Genomic DNA, 21,921 nt, shown 5'->3' with positions numbered 1-21,921 from the left:
GGTCGGATACCCAAATTGGGGAAAAAAACGTATTATTTGCGTAATTCGAGATATGATATCAATTACTCTTGGATTGAGCATTATTTTCCCATCGTTAGGCGTATAACCGTTAAAGGACAGACATGACCCCATTGGCACTTATCATGATCATTGCTGCCTACTTACTAGGTTCAATCTCTAGTGCGGTCTTGATATGCCGAGTTTTGAGGCTCCCAGATCCTCGAACAGTAGGTTCTAACAACCCAGGAGCAACCAATGTCCTGCGTGTTGGCGGTAAAGGCGCAGCAGCTGCCGTCCTTTTGTGTGACATGCTGAAAGGCACTATCCCTGTCTGGCTTGGCTACTACCTCAAGATCGACCCAATCATTCTTGGGGTTGTGGCAATTGCGGCGTGTCTTGGCCATATGTATCCGATCTTCTTCCACTTCAAAGGTGGTAAAGGCGTGGCAACCGCACTTGGCGCTATCGCCCCAATAGGATTCGATCTAACCGGAATGATCATGGCGACTTGGTTAGTGGTCGCGTTTTTGTTTCGTTACTCTTCTTTAGCGGCACTGGTTACTGTGCTACTTGCCCCTTTCTACGCTTGGTTAGTCAAACCTCAATACACATTGCCAGTAGCCATGCTGTGCTGTTTGATCGTGTTACGTCACCACCAGAATATCCGCCGCCTACTCGATGGCAGCGAACCAAAACTCGGACAAAAAAAATCGGCTTAAACTGTCACGTCTAAACCGAACCATAATATTCAGTATTTAAAGCTTATAGCAGATGTTTATCTAAAAACGTCTTCAGCATTGTGTTCACAAACTCTGGTTGCTCTAACGAGCTAATATGACCTGCGCCAGGAATCACCACTAATTCACTGCCCGTAATGCAATCGTGCATTAGGTATGACTCAAGTACCGGACGTGGTTTATCTTCTTGTCCTACAGCAATCAAAACAGGCAGAGCAAAGTTCTCTACCGATTCAATCATGTCACGACGTCCAAACACCATTCGACCAATTCGTGCCACTTCTTCAGCGTTGTCACCCTCAAGAGCAGATAACTGCTGAGTAAACCCTTCCACTAAAGTTGGCGTGTTGGTTTGAGCATCATTAGCGAAGAACAGTGGAACAACCGCTTCAACAATTGGCTGAGGAACCGTCTTGGTTTGAGTGATGGTATCTAACATGCTGAAGTACTTAGCGTGAGCTACCTCTGGTTCTAAACCCACAAAAGTATCCATTAGAACCAAAGACTTAATACGTGCAGGTGCAAGTTCCGCTAACTCTGTTCCCCACATACCGCCAACCGATAAGCCAACCACTGAGAATTCTTCGATCTCTAAATGATCAAGCAGAGCCAAAACGTGCTGAGCGTAATCTTTCAAGTTACGCATCGAAGTGGGTGCTGCTTGAGATTCACCATGAGACCAAAGCTCTGGAACAAGACAGCGATACTGAGTTTTTAACGCTTCGATCTGCGGCTTCCACATTGCACTATCCCAAAGGTAGCTGTGGCCGAGTACAACAACAGGGCCTTGACCTTCATCTAGGTACGCCATCGATTGATTGTCTACTGTGAACTTGTTCATTTTCTTCCCTAATCTCTATCAGCAATTATTTATCGACATACGGTCGGTAAGCTAGGATATAAAAACGGCCGCACAAGGCGACCGTTTATCGAAACACTATAGTCAATTACGCAATTGGCTCTAGCTGGTCAATAGGCCAACGCGGTGTGGCATGAACAGACAAATCAGCCGTTTCGCCATTCTTCAGGCGCTGCATGCCCGCATAAGCGATCATCGCACCATTATCTGTACAGAACTCAGTGCGTGGGTAGTACACCTCACCACCGACTTTCTTAGCAAGCGCCTCAAGCTCAACGCGCAGTTGTTTGTTGGCACTTACACCGCCAGCAATAACTATACGTTTCATGCCCGTTTCAACCAAGGCACGCTTACACTTGATTACTAAGGTTGCACAAACGGCTTCTTGAAACGCGTAAGCAATATCAGCACGAGTCTGGTCATCATTATCGTTATCACGAATGGTATTCGCTGCGAACGTCTTCAGACCAGAAAAGCTCATATCTAAACCCGGACGATCGGTCATTGGACGCGGGAACTTAAAACGACCCGGAGTGCCTTTTTCTGCCAAGCGAGATAGCAATGGGCCACCAGGGTAATCTAAGCCCATCAGTTTCGCGGTTTTATCAAACGCTTCACCCGCTGCATCATCAATCGATTCACCAAGGATTCGGTATTCACCAATACCTTTCACTTCTACCATCATGGTATGGCCGCCAGAAACCAGCAGAGCCACAAATGGGAATGGAGGTGGATTGTCTTCTAACATTGGCGCAAGAAGGTGACCTTCCATATGGTGAACAGGCACAGCAGGCACCCCCCACGCATAAGCAATACTGCGACCAATCGTTGCACCAACCAGTAGAGCGCCCACTAAACCAGGGCCAGCGGTGTAAGCCACACCATCAATGTCTTTCGACGTTAGGTTCGCTTCAGCTAATGCCGCTTTAATAAGAGGAATTGTTTTTTTCACGTGGTCACGTGAAGCTAGCTCAGGCACCACACCACCGTAATCGGCGTGCAGCTTTACTTGGCTATATAATTGATGAGAAAGCAGCCCTTGCTCATCATCATAAATTGCGATTCCTGTTTCATCACAAGAGGTTTCAATACCAATAATGCGCATAATTTTCTCGGCACGCTTCGTCTAAAATGGGAAATTAGCGCAATATTACCCTGCCTAAGCTCTTCAAACAAATATTGTACAGACTATAATCGACAAAGTGCTTTACAAAGCCACTGTGATCGGATTAAAATTCCGCACCATTTTTGATCAAGCTGGTTAATGGCCAAACGCGAATAGAGAGTTAGCTCGATGGGTAACTTCTCTGATTTGGTACTGAGTAGCCAGCGATAATGAATAACCCCTGAGGTGAAAGGCATATGCCAATAGTTAAAGTACGTGAAAACGAACCGTTCGACGTTGCACTACGTCGTTTCAAGCGCTCTTGTGAAAAAGCAGGTATCCTTTCTGAAGTTCGCCGTCGCGAGCATTACGAAAAGCCAACTACAGTTCGCAAACGCGCTAAAGCAGCAGCTCAAAAGCGTCACGCTAAGAAGCTAGCTCGCGAAAACGCACGTCGCGTTCGCCTGTACTAATAACTTAATCCATAAGGACTGAGTTATGGCTCTTATTGAACAACTCAAAGAAGAGCAAAAATTAGCGATGAAAGCCAAGGACAAACCGCGCCTTGGCACTATCCGCTTAGCTCTTTCAGCAATTAAGCAACGTGAAGTTGACGAACGGATCACTCTGAACGACGACGACATTCTTGCTGTATTAGTTAAAATGGTTAAGCAACGTCGCGATTCTGTTGCTCAATATGAATCAGCAAATCGTCAAGATCTTGCTGACGTGGAAAAAGCAGAAATTACGGTACTTGAAGGCTTTATGCCTCAACCGCTAACTGATGAAGAAGTTATTGCACTACTTGATAGCGCAATCGCCGAAGCTCAACCAGCGGGCATGCAAGACATGGGTAAAGTAATGGCTATCTTGAAACCACAAATTCAAGGGCGTGCAGATATGGGTAAAGTTAGTGGTTTAGTTCGTTCTAAACTCGCTTAATCCCAAATCAAATTGCAACAAGCCGTGCAATCCTTCGGAACGCACGGCTTGTTTGTATCTGTAACCTATTCAAACTATTATTATCCACACTCTCAGTTAGTGCATTTTTCTAAGGTTTTATGGCAGGACACATCCCGCGTAGTTTCATCGATGATCTCCTAGCGCGTCTCGACATTGTCGACATTGTGGACGCACGCGTGAAACTTAAGAAAAAAGGCAAAAACTATGGTGCTTGTTGCCCATTCCACAACGAAAAGACCCCTTCTTTTAGCGTAAGCCAAGAAAAACAGTTTTATCACTGCTTTGGTTGTGGCGTACACGGTAATGCTATCGACTTCATTATGGAGTTCGAACGTCTCGATTTTGTTGAAGCTATTGAAGAGCTTGCCTCTTTCTTAGGCCTCGATGTTCCTAGAGAGCAGCGCAGCGGCGAGATATCAACAGCACCAAGAGCCAACAGCGAACAAAAACGTAACCTCTACGATTTGATGGGCGGCATCAGTAATTTTTACCGCTCTCAATTGAAAATATCAGCCAACAAACCTGCGATTGATTACCTAAAGAATCGTGGCCTTTCGGGCGAGATCGTCCAGAAGTTTGGTATTGGTTATGTGGCCGATGAGTGGGACTTAGTTCGTAAGAACTTTGGCCAACAGAAAGAAGCCCAAGACATGCTCGTGACTGGCGGCATGCTAATTGAGAACGATAAAGGTAACCGATACGACCGATTCCGTGGACGCGTAATGTTCCCAATTCGTGATCGTCGTGGCCGTGTAATTGGTTTTGGTGGTCGTGTATTAGAAGACGGCACACCAAAATACCTCAACTCACCAGAAACGCCTATCTTCCATAAAGGTAAAGAGCTTTACGGCCTTTATGAAGTGCTGCAAGCCTACCGTGAACCGCCGCAAATACTTGTGGTTGAAGGTTACATGGATGTCGTGGCACTCGCGCAATATGGTGTCGATTACTCAGTAGCATCACTGGGCACCTCGACAACCGGCGACCATGTTCAAATGTTGTTCCGTCAAACCAGCACTGTGGTTTGTTGTTACGATGGTGACCGAGCAGGTAAAGAGGCCGCATGGCGCGCACTAGAAAACGCACTTGAGTATCTCAAAACCGGTAACACGCTTAAGTTTCTGTTCTTGCCCGACGGTGAAGACCCAGACAGCTATATTAGAGAGCATGGCAAAGCCGCTTTTGAACAACTGGTCCACAATGCGACGCCGCTTTCGACCTATTTGTTCGATAACCTGATTGAAATACACAAGTTAAACTTGGGAACAACCGAAGGGAAATCGGCACTGCGCGCACACGCTAGCGCATTGATTAACAAAATCCCTGACAGTTACTTCCAAGAGTTGCTCGAAAAATTGCTCGATGAGCGAACTGGATTTGATAACCAATTGCGACGTGCGCGTGTTCATACACAGAACCCGATACCTCAACCGCATAAAGAGCTGAAACGCACTCCAATGCGTGAAGTTATCGCTTTGCTTATCCAAAATCCGAGCTATGCTGATATGGTACCGGATTTATCAAGTGTCAAAGGCTTACAGCTGCCTGGACTAAGTTTATTCGTCGAAGTACTTGATAAATGCCATGCGCATCCCCATATCAACACAGGCCAATTATTAGAGCATTGGCGACACAATAAACATGAGGCTCTTCTGTCTCGTCTCGCGAGCTGGGAAATCCCCCTCGACGAAGACAATCAAGAAGACATATTTTTAGACTCATTGGACAATATACTTGCCCAGTGCGTTGAAAAACAAATTGAAAACCTGCAGGCCAAAGCAAGAAGCGTCGGTTTATCAGCCGAAGAAAAAAGGGAGCTACTAGCTTTAATGCTAGATCTAAAAGCGTAACCCTGTTTGATTAGTCAGCATTTAATAAATTTGTTAACATAATTGGTTTGCATTTGAGAATGCAACGTCCTTCACCAGACCTGAAGTTGGATATCATCTATGGATCAAAATCCGCAGTCACAGCTTAAATTACTTGTTATTAAAGGCAAGGAACAAGGCTATCTGACCTACGCCGAAGTAAACGACCACCTACCTGCAGAAATCGTGGATTCTGAACAGGTAGAAGACATCATTCAAATGATCAACGACATGGGTATCAAGGTAGTTGAAACTGCACCTGATGCTGATGATCTAGCACTTAATGATGACGATGCCAATATAGATGAAGATGCAGCCGAAGCTGCAGCTGCTGCGCTTTCAAGCGTAGAAAGCGAGATTGGCCGTACTACTGACCCAGTTCGTATGTACATGCGTGAAATGGGTACGGTTGAACTACTGACTCGTGAAGGCGAAATCGACATTGCGAAACGTATTGAAGATGGTATCAATACAGTTCAACTATCGGTTGCTGAGTACCCAGGCACTATTCCATACATCTTGGAACAGTTTGACCGCGTACAAGCAGAAGAGATTCGCTTAACAGACCTAATCAATGGCTTTGTTGACCCTGACGACGATGGCACAGCTGCGCCAACGGCGACTCACATCGGTTCAGAACTTGCTGAAACTGATCTGGAAGACGAAGACAAAGAAGACGCTGAAGACGACGAGGAAGAGGAAGAAGAAGATACAGGTATCGATCCTGAGCTTGCTCTTGAGAAGTTCACAGCGCTTCGTACTAGCTACCAGAACCGTCAGCTAGCGATCAACGAGTACGGCCATGAAAGCCCGAAAGCAATGCTTGCAACAACAATGATGCAAGACGTATTCAAAGAGTTCCGTCTAACACCAAAACAGTTTGATTACCTAGTAAACGAACTGCGTAACTCTATGGATCGCGTACGTACTCAAGAACGCCTAATCATGCGTCAAACGGTTGAGTACGGCAAAATGCCGAAGAAATCTTTCATTGCTCTATTTACTGGCAACGAATCTAGCGAAGCATGGTTGGATGAAGTTCTTGCTTCAGACAAGCCATACGCAGAAAAGATCAAACGTAACGAGCACGACATCCGTCGCTCTATCCAAAAACTGGATATGATCGAACGTGAAACGTCTCTTACTGTTCAAAGCATCAAAGATATCAGCCGTCGTATGTCCATCGGTGAAGCGAAAGCTCGTCGTGCGAAGAAAGAGATGGTTGAAGCGAACTTACGTCTAGTAATCTCGATTGCTAAGAAGTACACAAACCGTGGTCTACAATTCCTGGATCTAATCCAAGAAGGTAACATCGGTCTGATGAAAGCCGTAGATAAGTTTGAATACCGTCGTGGTTACAAGTTCTCTACTTACGCTACTTGGTGGATCCGTCAAGCAATCACTCGTTCGATTGCCGACCAAGCTCGTACTATCCGTATTCCGGTTCACATGATCGAAACGATCAACAAACTAAACCGTATCTCTCGTCAAATGCTACAAGAGATGGGTCGTGAACCACTTCCGGAAGAGCTAGCTGAACGCATGCAAATGCCTGAAGACAAGATCCGTAAAGTACTGAAAATCGCTAAAGAGCCAATCTCAATGGAGACACCAATCGGTGACGACGAAGATTCGCACCTAGGTGATTTCATCGAGGATACAACGCTAGAACTACCTTTAGACTCTGCAACGGCAACAAGCCTACGCGGTGCAACTAAAGACGTTCTTGCTGGCCTAACTCCTCGTGAAGCTAAAGTACTGCGTATGCGTTTCGGTATCGACATGAACACTGACCACACTCTTGAAGAAGTGGGCAAGCAGTTCGACGTAACTCGTGAACGTATCCGTCAGATCGAAGCAAAAGCACTGCGTAAACTTCGTCACCCAAGCCGCTCAGAAACTCTGCGTAGCTTCCTAGACGAGTAATCACACGCTTTAGTGTGGTTAGCTTTTAAGCATAAATTAGAAAAGGTGAGCGTTGGCTCACCTTTTTTTTATCCGTATGATTTAAGTGGCTAAGATGTAAGCGGAATTGCCCCTTATAGTGTCTAGACACCACTGAATGCTTCCCCTATAATCTATGCCCTACGGCCCCTTAGCTCAGTGGTTAGAGCGCACGACTCATAATCGTTCGGTCCCCAGTTCAAATCTGGGAGGGGCCACCAAATTAGAAAAGCCAGAACAGTTCACGCTGCTCTGGCTTTTTGCTTTTCTGATTCAGTACCAATCACACCCTGCACTTCCGAACCAAAAACGAATCGTCCCGCACACAATTCCAATTGCCTCTCTGTGACTAAACATACTTTTCTTTTATAAAAAAATCGGCAATATGAGAGTACATAAATCGCTCAATAGTTCAGGGAAGACTCATGAAAGACGAAACACTCTCGATTCACTTCGGTTACGACACTGATCCAACAACCAAATCGGTTGCCACTCCAATCTACCAAACCGTCGCGTACGAATTCGATGACGCACAACACGGCGCCGACCTCTTCAACCTTGCGGTGCCAGGCAATATCTACACTCGCATAATGAACCCAACCAATGATGTGTTAGAAAAACGCATGGCCGCCTTAGAAGGAGGTATCGCAGGCTTAGTGGTAAGTGCGGGCAGTGCTGCGATCAACTATGCGATTCAGACGTTGGCGCAAATCGGTGACAACATTGTTTCAACACCTCAGCTTTACGGTGGTACTTACACCCTATTTGCTCATATGCTGCCAAACCAAGGGATCGAAGTTCGTTTTGCTAAAGACGATAAACCAGAAAGCTTAGCGGCACTGATTGACGAAAAAACCAAGGCGGTTTACTGCGAAAGTATCGGTAACCCAGCAGGTAATATTATCGACTTAGAGCGTGTTGCTGAACTTGCTCACGCACAAGGTGTACCTGTGATTGTTGATAACACGGTGGCGACGCCTGTACTGTGTAAACCTATCGATTTTGGTGCTGACATCGTGGTGCACTCACTAACTAAATACGTGGGTGGTCACGGTACAACGTTAGGTGGCGTGATTGTCGACTCAGGTAAATTCCCATGGGCACAGCACAAGGACCGCTTCCCTGTGTTTAATCAGCCAGAGCCTTCTTATCATGGCGTGGTTTATACCGAGGCCTTTGGTGAGGCTGCGTTTATTGGTCGTGCTAGAACGGTTCCCCTACGTAATACAGGTGCAGCACTGTCACCAATGAATGCTTTCATGTTGATGCAAGGTTTGGAGACGTTGTCGCTACGCATGGAGCGACACACAGAGAATGCCTTGAAAGTAGCGGAATACCTCAAGCAACACGAGAAAGTCAGTTGGGTAAGTTACGCTGGCCTGCCTGATTCAGAATTCTATCCACTCGCTGAAAAGTACATGCAAGGTAAGCCATCGGCCATTCTATCTTTTGGTTTAAAAGACGGTTATGAAGCCGGTGTTCGCTTCTATGATACACTGCAAATCTTCAAGCGCTTAGTTAACATTGGCGATGCGAAATCTCTCGCTTGTCACCCAGCTTCGACGACACACCGTCAACTAAGCGAAGCTGAACAGAAACAAGCCGGTGTATCACCGGAGATGATTCGCCTATCAGTAGGTATCGAGCACATTGACGATATCTTGGCTGACCTAGAGCAAGCACTGAGCGCTTAATGACGCTACAGCTAGCTCTAACACTGATCGTTAACTAACAGACATAAAAAAGCCCATCACAGGATGGGCTTCTTATTATCTATATCTTAGGTAAGCTGTCGATTACTCAACTGTTACCGCTTTCGCTAGGTTACGAGGTTGGTCAACGTCGGTACCTTTGATTAGTGCGACATGGTAAGACAGCAGCTGCATCGGTACTGTGTAGTAGATAGGCGCTGTTACTTCACTTACGTGAGGCATCTTGATGATCTTCATGTTCTCATCGCTTTCAAAGCCCGCATCTTCATCAGCGAATACGTAAAGTAGACCGCCACGAGCACGCACTTCTTCAACGTTCGATTTCAGCTTCTCTAGCAAGTCGTTGCTTGGTGCAATAACGACTACAGGCATATCTGCATCGATAAGAGCCAAAGGACCGTGCTTAAGCTCACCAGCTGCGTATGCTTCTGCGTGGATGTAAGAGATCTCTTTCAGTTTAAGAGACGCTTCCATCGCGATTGGGTAGAACTCACCACGACCCAAGAACAGTGTGTGATGCTTATCAGCAAAATCAGGTGCCAGTGCTTCAATTTCTTTATCGAACGCTAATGCTTTCTCGATATCAGCAGGCAGTTGGTGAAGTGCTTGAACGATTTCCGCTTCTTTTTCTTCATTGATACGACCTTGTAGACGACCAATTGACGTTACCATCATCAGCATCGCTGCTAGTTGAGTTGTGAAAGCTTTAGTAGAAGCAACACCGATCTCTGTTCCTGCGCGAGTCATGAAGGCAAAATCAGATTCACGAACCAGTGAAGAACCCGCAACGTTACAGATAGTCATTGCAGACATATAACCCTTCTCTTTTGCAAGACGAAGTGCAGCAAGCGTATCCGCCGTTTCACCAGATTGAGACAGAGTCACCAATAGGCTGTTCGGACGAACAACGAAATCACGGTAACGGAATTCAGAAGCAATCTCTACGTCACAGCTTACGCCAGCTAGAGATTCAAACCAGTAACGCGCTGCCATGCCTGAGTTGTAAGACGTACCACATGCGATGATCTGCACGTGTTCAACCTTGCTTAGGATCTCTTCAGCTTTAACGCCGATCGCGTTAGTGATAACCGAAGTGTCAGAGATACGGCCTTCCATTGTATTGATCAGCGCTGTTGGCTGCTCGAAGATCTCTTTCTGCATGAAGTGGCGGTATTGACCTTTGTCACCTGCGTCGTGTTCAGCGTTTGACTCAACGATTTCACGCTCAACACGCTCACCCGCTACATCAAATACCGTAACATCACGACGAGTTACCTCAGCAACATCACCTTCTTCTAGGTACATGAAGCGACGAGTTACGCTCAGTAGCGCCAGTTGATCAGAAGCAAGGAAGTTCTCGCCGACACCAAAACCGATAACGATCGGGCTACCAGAACGAGCTACAACGATACGGCTAGGATCTTTACGATCAACCGCAACCGTGCCGTACGCACCGTCTAATTGTTTTGCTGTTTTCTGTAGCGCTTCAACCAAAGAAGCTGAAGTGCGAAGTTCCCACTCAACTAAGTGAGCAATAACTTCTGTATCCGTTTGTGAAGTAAATACGTAACCACGCTCTTGCAGCATAGCGCGCAGTGCTTCGTGGTTTTCGATAATGCCATTGTGTACAACGGCAATATCACCAGACATGTGTGGGTGTGCGTTCGCTTCAGACGGCTCACCGTGTGTCGCCCAACGTGTATGAGCGATACCTGTACCACCAATCACTTGTTGCTCTTCTACTGCGTCAGCTAGCTCTTGTACTTTACCTAGGCGGCGTACACGAGTTAGGTTAGATTCAGTATCGACTACAGCGACACCAGCTGAATCGTAGCCACGGTATTCTAGACGACGAAGGCCTTCTACTAAAATTTCAGCTACATCACGCTGTGCTACTGCACCAACAATTCCACACATAGTTTCACTCCATCAATTTTGTTTTATTCCTATTGGCAGCAAGCAAAGGCCAAATCTTCATTAAGATCAATTATAGGAAGGTAAATGCATAATACTTAAATTTGTTTTTACGCTGGATCGGTCAGGATCACTCGAACATCATGTGATTCGATACTTGCTTTGGATTCTTCGCCTAAGTCTGTATCGGTAATTAAGATGTCAATGTGTTCCCATGCCAGCTCTAAGTTCGGGATCTTTCGTCCCACCTTTTCCGACTCAACCATCACGATCACTTCTCGTGACACTTCAGCCATTACTTTGCTCAGGCCAACCAGTTCGTTAAACGTGGTTGTGCCTCTATCGAGGTCGATACCATCAGCCCCAATAAATAGTTGGTCAAAATCGTAAGCACGAAGTACCGACTCTGCAACTTTGCCTTGGAAAGAGTCCGAATGGGTATCCCAAGTGCCGCCAGTCATTAATAACGTCGGCTCGCTTTCAAGCTCATTAAGCGCATTAGCAACGTGCAATGAGTTGGTCATAACAACCAAGCCACGCTTAGCATTAAGCTGCTGAATTAGAGCACCGGTCGTACTGCCACTATCGATCACGATGCGGTTATGGTCGCGAATTAAATCTGCAGCGGCTTTTGCCAATGAAATCTTTCGAGTCGAAACTTGTTGACCCAGTTCTTCGTTGACAACCTCTTTCGGTAACGAAATCGCACCACCATAACGGCGTAAAAGCTGACCGTTTTTCTCTAAAGACGCCAAGTCCTTTCTAATAGTGACTTCTGAGGTTTCGAACTTAGCGGATAATTCATCAACACTAACCTCCCCTTTTTCATTCACTAGGTTAGAAATTGCATGTCTTCTGAGCTGGGTGTTTCGTTTCGACATTTAAAAAAGGCCATTAAGTTTCGATATGAAACATATTATAGTTACAACGAAACTATTTAGTCCATTTATTTTGATCCAAAAAATTAATAAATAGCGATAAAACCTTGTCCTAAGACAATTGTTAAACAGTGATATTGAACTCATTAGGTGGTAGAATCCGCACCCGAAAAGAAAAAAAATTACAAAACTGACTGTTATTTTTTTGCAACTTACCCCCTATATAGTGGGGTAAGTCACAGAAAACCGATATTGAATCAAAATCTTTTAGTCATAAAATGACTAAAATTGATGAAAGACTTACAACTCTGAAGGACATATTGGAAGTCCCGCGCTTTTACACAACAGGCACAAAATGTTGATGTAGCGGACCAATCTTCAGAACTTAAATAAATTTCAAATTGTAACAATACTTACCGGAGAGTACCTTCCATGAAAAAGACCAAAATCGTATGTACGATTGGCCCTAAAACTGAATCTGTAGAGAAGCTAACTGAACTAGTAGATGCTGGCATGAACGTTATGCGTCTTAACTTCTCTCACGGTGATTTCGCAGAGCACGGCACTCGTATCGCGAACTTCCGTAAAGTAATGGAAAACAAAGGTGAGCAACTTGCTATCCTTCTAGATACTAAAGGTCCAGAAATCCGTACTATCAAACTTGAAGATGGTAACGACGTAGATCTAGTAGCTGGTCAAGAGTTCACTTTCACAACTGACGCAACAGTTGTTGGTAACAAAGACGTAGTAGCAGTAACTTACCTAGGTTTCGCTAAAGACCTAACAGCAGGTAACACTATCCTTGTTGATGACGGCCTAATCGAAATGGAAGTTATCGCAACAACAGAAACTGAAGTTAAGTGTAAAGTTCTTAACAACGGTGCTCTAGGCGAAAACAAAGGTGTTAACCTTCCTGGCGTTTCTGTTCAACTTCCTGCTCTTTCTGAGAAAGACAAAGCTGACCTTAAGTTTGGTTGTGAGCAAGGCGTAGATTTCGTTGCTGCTTCTTTCATCCGTAAAGAAGAAGACGTTAAAGAAATCCGTGAGCTTCTAAACGCTAACGGCGGCGAGAACATCCACATCATTTCTAAGATTGAAAACCAAGAAGGTGTAGATAACTTCGATTCAATCCTTGAAGCTTCTGACGGCATCATGGTTGCTCGTGGTGACCTAGGTGTTGAAATCCCAGCTGAAGAAGTAATCTTCGCTCAGAAGATGATGATCGAGAAGTGTAACCGTGCACGTAAGATGGTTATCACTGCAACTCAAATGCTTGACTCTATGATCAGCAACCCACGTCCAACTCGTGCTGAAGCGGGTGACGTTGCGAACGCAATCATGGATGGTACTGATGCAGTAATGCTTTCTGGTGAAACTGCTAAAGGTAAGTACCCAGTTGAAGCTGTTACTATCATGGCTCAAATCGCGAACCGTACTGATTCAGCTCTTAAAGCTGAGCTAGGTTCTCGTCTAGACAGCCCACGTCTACGTATCACTGAAGCAGTATGTAAAGGCGCTGTAGACACAGCAGAGAAGCTAGCTGCTCCTCTAATCGTTGTTGCAACTGAAGGCGGTAAATCTGCACGTTCAGTACGTAAGTACTTCCCAACTGCAAACATCCTAGCTCTAACAACTAACGAAAAGACAGCTGCACAGCTAGTTCTTACTAAAGGTGTTAAGCCAGTTCTTGTTGACTCTATCGAGAACACAGACGCGTTCTACATCAACGGTAAAGAAATCGCTCTACAATCTGGCCTAGGTAACAAAGGCGACATCGTAGTTATGGTTTCTGGTGCTCTAGTAGCTTCTGGTACTACAAACACGGCATCTGTTCACGTTCTATAAGAATGAACCGATTCGCATAAAATATAAAAGAGGGCTTCGGCCCTCTTTTTTTATGAAACAAAATCTTGCCTAACTTTTCAGTACGCTGTATTATCAATAACAATAGAACTACGTACTGTTAACCTCCAACTGACTCTTTCTAAGAGACGGATTAGCAGACTAGAAATCATATATAGATGAGGTTTGTAATGTCTAGTCCTACGCTCACTGACAAAGTATCAAAGATGATTCGCCAAGATATTCTTAATGGTGAGTTAACCCCAGGCCAAAAGCTTGTTGTTGCTGATCTAAAAGCACGCTACAACGTTGGCGCATCCCCTATTCGCGAAGCCTTGGTACAGTTATCTTGGAGCAAATACGTAAAGCTAGAGCCACAAAAAGGCTGCTGGGTATCTCCTGTATCAAAGAAAGAACTGAATGACCTATACGAAAGCCTTCGTGTTGTATCATCGGTTCTGCTTAAAAAAGCGATTGCAGCAGGTGATGAGAGCTGGGAACTGGATGTACTAACGTCTTACCATAAACTATCGCGAGTACAGTACGTATCTGAAGAGTTTGACTGTGTAGAATGGGAAGAGCGCCACCAGCAATTCCATGTCGCACTGCTTGAAGGTGCAGATTCAGAGAACATGTTTAAGTTCTTTGATGACCTAATTAACCAAGTGAAACGTTACCGCTTCCTCGCTATGTCTGCAGAAAGCGCATCAGATGATCTGTTCAATATTGATGAACACGAAATGATCATGAAACTAGTACTCTCTAAGAATGTAGAACAAGCGACTGAACTGCTTGATCAACACCTGCTAGGTTCAATGAAACGAATTGAAGAAGTTATCGAAGCGGCATAACGCTAAAGTAGCTTCTAACCAAATAAAAACGGAGCCCAATGGCTCCGTTTTTTGTTTCCAGTATTACGACTGAACTACCACCCAAAAAACTCTTTGTGATGAGTATTGAGTAGCACAACCATAGGTAAAAAATACAAAGCACTCAATTGAAAGCCAAGAATGGCTAATGTGCCTATGGTTAACCTCACTAAAAAATCGACAAACATACCACGCCTCTTTTAACCAGACTGTATGATCCCCAAACTCTTGCTCCAGCTAACCTAATTCTACTGCTGCCTTTCAAACCATTGAAAAGGCTAGCTAATCAGTTGAATTAAGTTAACGGTGTCATCCTTTTACATCTGGTAAACACTCTATTTATTACACCGTTAAGCACGATGTAATCTGAAGCAAGGTAGTTTACTTATTGTTCATTTTAGCTCAAATTTCCACCAGCATTAGACTTTAGTCTAACTGTATAGATTTTGTGACATAGGTCGCTCAAAAGTGAGATTCCTAATAAAAAGAGGGAAAGGAAAAAGGAGTCGGGGCGCGACTTGAAGAGGTGAAGCAAATAGAAGACAGGACTAGATAGAAGCGAACCTAAGCGACATCATCGTAGCTAGGACACATAGAGACCGTATTACGGCCAGACGATTTAGATTCGTAAAGCGCAACATCCGCACACTTGTATGAGCGAGTGCTGTTACTGGTTAAATCCGTAAAGCCAACACTCACCGTTATCTTAGTTCCGGCAGCTAGCTCAATCTCAATTCGCAAGCGATCCAATACGCGCTTTGCTTCTGGCAGTGAGGTGTGTGGCATCAAGAGTGCAAACTCTTCTCCTCCAACACGTGCAACAAAGTCCGTCCCACGAAGGCTATCTTGCAGAAGTTTAGCAACACCAGCGATCACACGGTCACCTTCGTCGTGGCCAAGCTCATCATTGATTCGCTTGAAGTTATCGATGTCCACCAAGGCTAAGCAGGTGGTCGCTTCGATCGGGTAACGCTCAACTAAGCGAGAATAGTAGGCCAGCTGCTCTTCGAATTTTCGTCGGTTCCAGAGATTACTCAAAGAGTCACGTTCACTTAAAATCCTCAAACGTACCTCAAGCTCCTTCCTTACGGAAATATCAACCAACGAGGTGATGTAGTAACTTACTTTGCCTGAATTGTTTTTGACCGCATGCACTCGCATGATCGCAGTAAAAGGAATACGCAGCTTGTTCTTACACTGAACCTCCCCTTCCCATACTTCTTCTTGCTCTAAATGACTCCAAATAGCCGAGCTTGAGAGCACTTGGTCGGTATTCTCAAGCAGCAACTGCAATGCATTTTGACCGATCACCTGTTTTTTGCAGTACCCAGTCATGTTCTCAAATTCGTTGTTGATCATCATTGTGCGGTGCTGCTTGTCAGAGATCATCACTGCCGACATACCATTCAATGCGGCGCGTGCCAATTTACTCTCTAGGCTTCGGCGTCGGCAGTGCGTCACAAGGTAAGCAAACGGGAAAGCGAATATCAGCACCGTAATCAGAACAATGATCTCTTCATGGGCCAAATCATCTAGATCACGCTCAGCCCGATCCATCAGTTGCTTTTGATTAAGTTGAATCAGTAAATGGACCTTTTGACTGTTCGCGAGCATAACCGTGTTAAAGGCAAACAAATTACCATCTTCAAAAACGTATCCCACCTGATCATTGGAGATCGCATCCCACGTCTTCGGCGCGATATTTTTCAGGTTATAGCCTTTTCTTTCAGGAATAGAGTCTCCGAACAACTTACCGCTGTTGTTACTCGCGATGAAGTAACCCGCGTCATTGAGAACTTCTGCTCTAAGATCGTTATCTGGTGAAAAGCTCAGACGCGACGATAAGCCCCATACATCAAGATTGATGACGAGGTAGCCTACTCTTTCGTCAGGGGTTTCTACTGGGGTAAAGACACGGATTACCGGCGAATAAGGGAAGGTGACTTCACCATGCTCAGTTTCAAGCTCAATACCCCAACCGCCAATCTGTTCGGCTTCTAGTTTTTGAGCGTATTGGAAGTAGTTAGAATCCGACCTATCTTGCAGCTGTTGAGGAAACGTCACTTTACCGGTATCAGAGGAATAGTTAACACGCACCAATTCTTTGCCAGTGACATCTAACAGATGGATTTGTGTATACCACTTCTGGTTCACGAGAACAGATTGCCAGACCTCTTCAAGTAGATGTTTGGTTTGGTCTGAGGGAGAGGAAGCAAAGTTAACCAAGCTCTGGCTATGACTGAGTAGCTCCATGACCGAGACTAACTGAGTCTTGAGAAGATCATAATCTCGCTTGGCATACACTAACTGATGAACGGCTTGCTTAGCTGAGTAGTCAAAGCTCTGCTGTTTTACTTCTTTGTAGCGCTGCAAATAATACAGACATACTGCAGAAGACAATATGATAGAGATAATCAGCAATGTAATTATTGATTTTTTATTTCGCATTGCTAACTCAGATGAATGGAAGTGCAGCGCGGGATTATAGCACTCTAAAAAATTAACAAAATAAAAGCCGCTTAAAAAAGCGGCTTTAAAGTTATTTTTTAAAGACTTATCGTCTAGGCTTTCAACGCACGTTCGCCTCGTGCGATGCCAACAACACCACTTCGAGCTACTTCAAGCACTTCCGTCACTTCAGACAGCGCCTGAATGAAGGCATCCAGTTTCTCGCTAGTACCCGCCATTTGAACCGTATATTGAGAAGCCGTAACATCAACGATCTGACCACGGAAGATATCCGCTGTGCGCTTCACTTCCGCACGAGCAAAGCCGCTCGCACGTACTTTTACCATCAACAGCTCACGTTCAATGTGTTCAAGTTCAGACACTTCTTGTACTTTAAGTACGTCGATTAGCTTATGCAGTTGTTTCTGAATCTGCTCAAGCTGCATTTCGCTCGAGTTAGTAGTGACGTTCAAACGAGACAGCGTCGGATCATCGGTTGGAGATACGTTCAAAGACTCGATGTTGTAGCCACGCTGAGAAAACAAGCCAACCACACGAGAAAGCGCACCAGGTTGGTTTTCCATTAGTAGTGAAATAATGTGTCTCATATTATGTTCTCTCCGTTTTGCTTAGCCACATGTTATCCATACCCTCGCCTTTGATCTGCATTGGGTATACGTGCTCGGTGTCATCCACACTAATATCGACAAATACCAAACGGTCTTTCATCGCCAGTGCTTTTTCCAAACCTGATTCCAATTCATCCGGAGATGAAATGCGCATACCAACGTGGCCATAAGCCTCAGCGATAGCAGCAAAATCAGGAACAGAGTCCATATATGAGTTAGAGTAACGGCCTTGATAAACAATGTCTTGCCACTGTTTTACCATGCCTAGGAAACGGTTGTTAAGGTTAATAATCTTAACCGGGATATTGTATTGCAGCGCAGTCGACAGCTCTTGGATATTCATTTGAATACTGCCGTCACCGGTTACCACAACCACCTCTTCATCTGGCTTAGCAAACTTAACGCCCATACCAGCAGGCAGGCCAAAGCCCATCGTGCCTAGACCACCAGAGTTAATCCAACGACGTGGCTTGTTAAACGGGTAGTATAAAGCAGCAAACATTTGGTGTTGACCTACGTCAGAAGCAACATAGGCATCGCCATTGGTTACTTTATGCAGTGTTTCAATTACTTGCTGTGGTTTGATGCGCTCAGACGATTTCTCGTAAGCTAGGCAGTCACGCTCTTGCCACTGCTTGATTTCACTCCACCAGCTTTCAATCGCTTCTGCATCGTTAGTGCCGCCTTGCTCAACGAGCAAGTTCACCATGCTCTCTAGAACCTTTTCAGCAGAACCTACAATCGGTAGATCCACTTTTACGTTCTTAGAGATCGAAGATGGGTCGATATCAATGTGCATGATCTTCGCATCAGGGCAGTACTTATCTAGGTTATTAGTCGTTCGATCATCGAAACGTACGCCAATACCAAAGATCAAATCCGCATTGTGCATCGCCATATTGGCTTCATATAAACCATGCATGCCCAACATACCCAAAGAGTTCTTATGGGTGCCAGGGAAAGCGCCAAGCCCCATTAGGGTGCTTACCACAGGTAAATTCAGTGCCTCTGCTAATTTTAACAGCGGCTTATCTGCCTCAGAAATAACCGCACCACCACCGACATAAAGTACCGGCTTCTTCGCTTCAAGAAGGGCTTTTAGCGCCTTTTTGATCTGACCTTTATGACCCGTAACCGTTGGGTTATACGAACGCATTTTGAGCGTTTCTGGGTATTCATAAGGAAGCTTGATTTGTGGGTTTAAGATGTCTTTCGGCAGATCAATAACCACAGGACCGGGACGTCCTGTCGTTGAAATATAGAATGCTTTTTTAACGACTTCAGGGATATCTTCCGCTTTCTTAACTAAGAAGCTGTGTTTAACGATCGGGCGTGATACACCCACGATGTCACACTCTTGGAAGGCGTCATTACCAATGAGGTTATTTGGTACGTTACCAGAAATAACAATCATTGGGATTGAGTCCATGTAGGCGGTTGCAATACCAGTAACGGTATTGGTCGCACCTGGACCAGAACACACAAGTACTACACCCGGTTTACCGGTAGAACGAGTATAGCCATCTGCCATGTGGGTAGCGGCTTGTTCGTGTCGCACTAATACGTGTTTAATTTCAGCAGTTTTAGCATGCAACGCATCGTAGATATCAAGTACAGAACCACCTGGGTAACCAAAGATTTGTTCTACACCCTCTTCAATTAGAGACTGCACCACCATCTCAGCGCCGGATAACATTTCAGCGCCGGATGACATGGCTGTTTCAGGTTTTGTTGTCATATTGCTCTCCTCACCAGTTTCCAATCATATTTGGTGAACATGTTGGGCTGGTTTTTCATAGTCTAGGGCTTATTCGTAGCCTAATTCGAAATACTTCCACTTTTTCGGCTATGGCTGTCTGTCGTGATAACAACAAACAGTAATACGAAACAACTTTAACGCTTTATTATCATCTGGTCTAACACCTGTTATTCGGCAACTGTGCCAAAAAACCAACTATTAGCTCAAAGCATTAAATAAAACCCAACTCAGCCCCACACGCCAGGTTTAAAAACTAGTTAGCGAACAAAAAAAAGCACTTAATATTTTAATAGATCGCTATTTATCGATAAACCGCGAGCTTGCTGGTGTGCGCTTTCGCACATTGTGCTGTGTCATTAGATACAAAAAATCCCCCTAAAAATGCAATCACATTCGTAGGGGGATTTTTAAACAACTGAAAATTTATCTAAGCAGAAAACTACTTATCTTTAGGCTTTTCGTTGTACATTTCTTCGATTTCGTCTTGATACTTATCGTTGATAACTTTACGACGCAATTTTTGAGTTGGTGTCAGTTCACCATCATCCATAGAAAATGCTTTTGGTAGCAGTTTGAATTTCTTCACTTGCTCAAACTTAGCCAGTTCTTGCTGTAGGTCATTCACACGCTTTTCTAGCATCTCGACGATTTGGTGGTGCTTAACAAGTTCAACGCGATCGTGATACTTGATATTAAGCTCTTTGGCGTACTCTTCTAGCGAGTCATAACAAGGAACAATCAGCGCAGAAACGAATTTGCGTGTATCAGCGATAACAGCAATCTGTTCGATAAAGTGATCTTTACCAATCGCACCTTCAACCACTTGCGGGGCAATATACTTACCACCAGAAGTTTTCATCAGCTCTTTGATACGATCAGTAATGAACAGGTTACCATTTTCATCAAAATGACCCGCATCACCGGTTTTCAAGAAACCGTGCTCATCGAATGTCTTAGCTGTCTCTTCTGGCATCTTGTAGTAGCCACGCATCACCATTGGACCGCGAACAAGAATCTCGTCCTTAGCACCAATCTTAACTTCTGCGCCCGGCATCGACATACCGATAGAATCAGGGTTAAAGCAGCGGTCATCCCAGCAAGACACCGTTGCTGTGGTTTCTGTCATGCCGTAGCCAAGTTTTACGTTGATACCGATAGCATGGAAGAAGCGACCGATGGTTTCATCTAACTTAGCTCCACCACAAGGCATGAAGTTGATGTTACCGCCGAGTAGAGCGCGCAGTTTAGATAGCACAAGCTTATCAGCTAGCGCATGGCTCTTCTTCAGCATCAACGATGGAGTACGACCTACTTGGTGACAAACTGAAAGCTTTGCTCCCATGTTCACCGCCCAAGTAAATAGCACTTTACGAATAAATGGTGCTTTAGATACCTTCTCGTGAATCGCAGAGAAGATCTTCTCGTAGAAGCGTGGAACCGCACACATTACAGTAGGTTTCACATCACTTAGCGCATCACGCACTTGCATCGTATCTTGCAGGTAGCAGTTGGTTGCGCCTTTATAAAGAACGTAGAACGTCCAAGCACGCTCAAATACGTGTGATAACGGTAGGAAACACAATGAGACATCGTCTTTGCTCAGGCTAAGGCGCTCATCGTGGCCTTCTAACTGGTAGCCAATGTTGGTGTAATCAAGCATTACGCCTTTTGGCTGACCTGTGGTACCAGAGGTATAGATAAGAGTCAGCAGGTCGTCCATGCTTGCATCAGCAAGACGCACGTCAAGTTCAGCTTGTTGTGCTTCAACGCCACGCGCCATGAAGTCATTCCAAGATACGGCAAAGCTGTGTCCTTGCAGGTCGATGTCATCAGACATAGCCACAACAACTTCTAGCTGCTCGCACTCTTCAAACAGGCTAACCGCCGCATCGAATTGAACTTGCTCACCAACGAATAAGATCTTCACATCTGCATTTTGGATGATGTAAGAAGACTGTGCTGCTGTATTCGTTGGATAAATCGGCACAGTCACAAGGCGTGCTTGTAACGATGCAAAATCTGCCACGGTCCATTGAGGCATATTGTTCGAATAGATACCGATCTTATCCTGAACTCTCAGTCCTTGAGCCAACAGTGCTAATGAAAGCGTATCGATTTGTTGTCCAAACTGCTGCCAGCTAATACCTTGCCATACATTATCTACTTTGTGCTTCAAAGCTGTACGGTTGCCGCCTTGGGCAATTTGGTCACGAAGTCTTTTTACGATATGAAAATCTAAATTGGCCATCTCTTTACCTTTGGCTTACACCTGTAAGCTTTTTTGAGCGCACAAGTGTACCTCTGATCATGGAAAAGGCAACTGATGAAGCTCAAAGTTATAAGTAATAGTACGTATCACGCTAAGTTTTCTATCAACAAAAATAGCAGGTACAA

16 protein-coding genes and 1 tRNA gene are annotated in these 21,921 nt (G+C 44.9%); 9 read left to right on the top strand and 8 right to left on the bottom strand.

Annotation, left to right across the window (positions count from 1 at the left end; all coding sequences use genetic code 11):
* Window positions 1-122: 122 nt before the first annotated feature.
* Window positions 123-719 carry a glycerol-3-phosphate 1-O-acyltransferase PlsY gene (gene plsY / locus BCU07_RS00495; protein WP_009847793.1) on the top strand — a complete coding sequence of 199 codons (597 nt, stop codon included), beginning with the start codon at window positions 123-125 and terminating at the stop codon, window positions 717-719.
* A gap of 43 nt (window positions 720-762) precedes the next feature.
* Here the strand turns inward: plsY and BCU07_RS00490 are convergent, their stop codons facing one another.
* The gene (locus tag BCU07_RS00490; protein ID WP_102428403.1) at window positions 763-1,578 is read right to left on the bottom strand and encodes an alpha/beta fold hydrolase; all 816 of its coding nucleotides are present in this window, start codon (window positions 1,576-1,578) and stop codon (window positions 763-765) included.
* A gap of 106 nt (window positions 1,579-1,684) precedes the next feature.
* Window positions 1,685-2,701 carry a tRNA (adenosine(37)-N6)-threonylcarbamoyltransferase complex transferase subunit TsaD gene (gene tsaD, locus BCU07_RS00485; protein ID WP_017061410.1) on the bottom strand — a complete coding sequence of 339 codons (1,017 nt, stop codon included), beginning with the start codon at window positions 2,699-2,701 and terminating at the stop codon, window positions 1,685-1,687.
* A 257-nt stretch (window positions 2,702-2,958) separates the two neighbouring features.
* Between tsaD and rpsU the strand changes: the two genes are divergently transcribed.
* From rpsU to BCU07_RS00455, 6 genes are all read left to right on the top strand, one after another.
* Window positions 2,959-3,174, top strand: coding sequence for a 30S ribosomal protein S21 (rpsU, locus tag BCU07_RS00480; protein ID WP_004396009.1), 216 nt, complete (start codon window positions 2,959-2,961; stop codon window positions 3,172-3,174).
* Between the two features lie 25 nt (window positions 3,175-3,199).
* Window positions 3,200-3,643, top strand: a complete 444-nt coding sequence (locus BCU07_RS00475; RefSeq protein WP_017069475.1) for a GatB/YqeY domain-containing protein — start codon at window positions 3,200-3,202, stop codon at window positions 3,641-3,643.
* Window positions 3,644-3,762: 119 nt separating this feature from the next.
* Window positions 3,763-5,514 (top strand): DNA primase, encoded by a 1,752-nt coding sequence (gene dnaG, locus BCU07_RS00470; protein ID WP_102428404.1) that lies wholly within the window; start codon window positions 3,763-3,765, stop codon window positions 5,512-5,514.
* Between the two features lie 99 nt (window positions 5,515-5,613).
* Window positions 5,614-7,458: an RNA polymerase sigma factor RpoD gene (gene rpoD / locus BCU07_RS00465; protein WP_048614894.1), complete on the top strand. Its 1,845-nt coding sequence runs from the start codon at window positions 5,614-5,616 to the stop codon at window positions 7,456-7,458.
* A 163-nt stretch (window positions 7,459-7,621) separates the two neighbouring features.
* Window positions 7,622-7,697: transfer RNA gene (locus BCU07_RS00460), tRNA-Ile, on the top strand.
* Between the two features lie 204 nt (window positions 7,698-7,901).
* Window positions 7,902-9,170, top strand: coding sequence for an O-acetylhomoserine aminocarboxypropyltransferase/cysteine synthase family protein (locus BCU07_RS00455; protein ID WP_102428405.1), 1,269 nt, complete (start codon window positions 7,902-7,904; stop codon window positions 9,168-9,170).
* A gap of 102 nt (window positions 9,171-9,272) precedes the next feature.
* On the opposite strand, the gene glmS is transcribed toward BCU07_RS00455, so the two are convergent.
* On the bottom strand, window positions 9,273-11,105 hold the full coding sequence (glmS, locus tag BCU07_RS00450) for a glutamine--fructose-6-phosphate transaminase (isomerizing) (protein ID WP_017061405.1): 1,833 nt from the start codon (window positions 11,103-11,105) through the stop codon (window positions 9,273-9,275).
* A gap of 107 nt (window positions 11,106-11,212) precedes the next feature.
* Window positions 11,213-11,983 carry a DeoR/GlpR family DNA-binding transcription regulator gene (locus BCU07_RS00445; protein WP_017061404.1) on the bottom strand — a complete coding sequence of 257 codons (771 nt, stop codon included), beginning with the start codon at window positions 11,981-11,983 and terminating at the stop codon, window positions 11,213-11,215.
* Between the two features lie 429 nt (window positions 11,984-12,412).
* On the opposite strand from BCU07_RS00445, the gene pykF reads away from it, so the two are divergent.
* Entirely contained in the window at window positions 12,413-13,825 is a 1,413-nt protein-coding gene (gene pykF, locus BCU07_RS00440) for a pyruvate kinase PykF (protein ID WP_017061403.1), read from the top strand.
* Window positions 13,826-14,001: 176 nt separating this feature from the next.
* Window positions 14,002-14,673 (top strand): GntR family transcriptional regulator, encoded by a 672-nt coding sequence (locus BCU07_RS00435; RefSeq protein WP_080582236.1) that lies wholly within the window; start codon window positions 14,002-14,004, stop codon window positions 14,671-14,673.
* A 582-nt stretch (window positions 14,674-15,255) separates the two neighbouring features.
* On the opposite strand, the gene BCU07_RS00430 is transcribed toward BCU07_RS00435, so the two are convergent.
* From BCU07_RS00430 to BCU07_RS00415, 4 genes are all read right to left on the bottom strand, one after another.
* The gene (locus BCU07_RS00430) at window positions 15,256-17,139 is read right to left on the bottom strand and encodes a diguanylate cyclase (protein ID WP_102428406.1); all 1,884 of its coding nucleotides are present in this window, start codon (window positions 17,137-17,139) and stop codon (window positions 15,256-15,258) included.
* 113 nt (window positions 17,140-17,252) lie between these two features.
* Window positions 17,253-17,747: an acetolactate synthase small subunit gene (gene ilvN, locus BCU07_RS00425; RefSeq protein ID WP_008219984.1), complete on the bottom strand. Its 495-nt coding sequence runs from the start codon at window positions 17,745-17,747 to the stop codon at window positions 17,253-17,255.
* Window position 17,748: 1 nt separating this feature from the next.
* Window positions 17,749-19,506, bottom strand: coding sequence for an acetolactate synthase 3 large subunit (locus BCU07_RS00420; protein ID WP_017062926.1), 1,758 nt, complete (start codon window positions 19,504-19,506; stop codon window positions 17,749-17,751).
* A gap of 460 nt (window positions 19,507-19,966) precedes the next feature.
* A complete protein-coding gene (locus BCU07_RS00415; protein ID WP_102428407.1) occupies window positions 19,967-21,775 on the bottom strand; it encodes an AMP-dependent synthetase/ligase in 1,809 nt (602 codons plus the stop codon).
* Window positions 21,776-21,921: the final 146 nt, after the last annotated feature.

The sequence above is a fragment of the Vibrio sp. 10N.261.54.E10 genome, from assembly GCF_002877735.2.
GTDB classification, from domain to species: domain Bacteria; phylum Pseudomonadota; class Gammaproteobacteria; order Enterobacterales; family Vibrionaceae; genus Vibrio; species Vibrio crassostreae_C.
The sequence above is the reverse complement of the archived record's forward strand: the minus strand, read 5'-3'. Positions and strand labels throughout refer to the sequence as shown.

Coding starts and splice junctions, on each gene's coding strand:
- BCU07_RS00430 (WP_102428406.1), bottom strand. CDS start 17,139: ATGCGAAATAAAAAATCAATAATTACATTGCTGATTATCTCTATCATA.
- rpoD (WP_048614894.1), top strand. CDS start 5,614: ATGGATCAAAATCCGCAGTCACAGCTTAAATTACTTGTTATTAAAGGC.
- BCU07_RS00455 (WP_102428405.1), top strand. CDS start 7,902: ATGAAAGACGAAACACTCTCGATTCACTTCGGTTACGACACTGATCCA.
- rpsU (WP_004396009.1), top strand. CDS start 2,959: ATGCCAATAGTTAAAGTACGTGAAAACGAACCGTTCGACGTTGCACTA.
- BCU07_RS00475 (WP_017069475.1), top strand. CDS start 3,200: ATGGCTCTTATTGAACAACTCAAAGAAGAGCAAAAATTAGCGATGAAA.
- BCU07_RS00420 (WP_017062926.1), bottom strand. CDS start 19,506: ATGACAACAAAACCTGAAACAGCCATGTCATCCGGCGCTGAAATGTTA.
- glmS (WP_017061405.1), bottom strand. CDS start 11,105: ATGTGTGGAATTGTTGGTGCAGTAGCACAGCGTGATGTAGCTGAAATT.
- BCU07_RS00435 (WP_080582236.1), top strand. CDS start 14,002: ATGAGGTTTGTAATGTCTAGTCCTACGCTCACTGACAAAGTATCAAAG.
- plsY (WP_009847793.1), top strand. CDS start 123: ATGACCCCATTGGCACTTATCATGATCATTGCTGCCTACTTACTAGGT.
- dnaG (WP_102428404.1), top strand. CDS start 3,763: ATGGCAGGACACATCCCGCGTAGTTTCATCGATGATCTCCTAGCGCGT.
- ilvN (WP_008219984.1), bottom strand. CDS start 17,747: ATGAGACACATTATTTCACTACTAATGGAAAACCAACCTGGTGCGCTT.
- BCU07_RS00490 (WP_102428403.1), bottom strand. CDS start 1,578: ATGAACAAGTTCACAGTAGACAATCAATCGATGGCGTACCTAGATGAA.
- BCU07_RS00445 (WP_017061404.1), bottom strand. CDS start 11,983: ATGTCGAAACGAAACACCCAGCTCAGAAGACATGCAATTTCTAACCTA.
- pykF (WP_017061403.1), top strand. CDS start 12,413: ATGAAAAAGACCAAAATCGTATGTACGATTGGCCCTAAAACTGAATCT.
- BCU07_RS00415 (WP_102428407.1), bottom strand. CDS start 21,775: ATGGCCAATTTAGATTTTCATATCGTAAAAAGACTTCGTGACCAAATT.
- tsaD (WP_017061410.1), bottom strand. CDS start 2,701: ATGCGCATTATTGGTATTGAAACCTCTTGTGATGAAACAGGAATCGCA.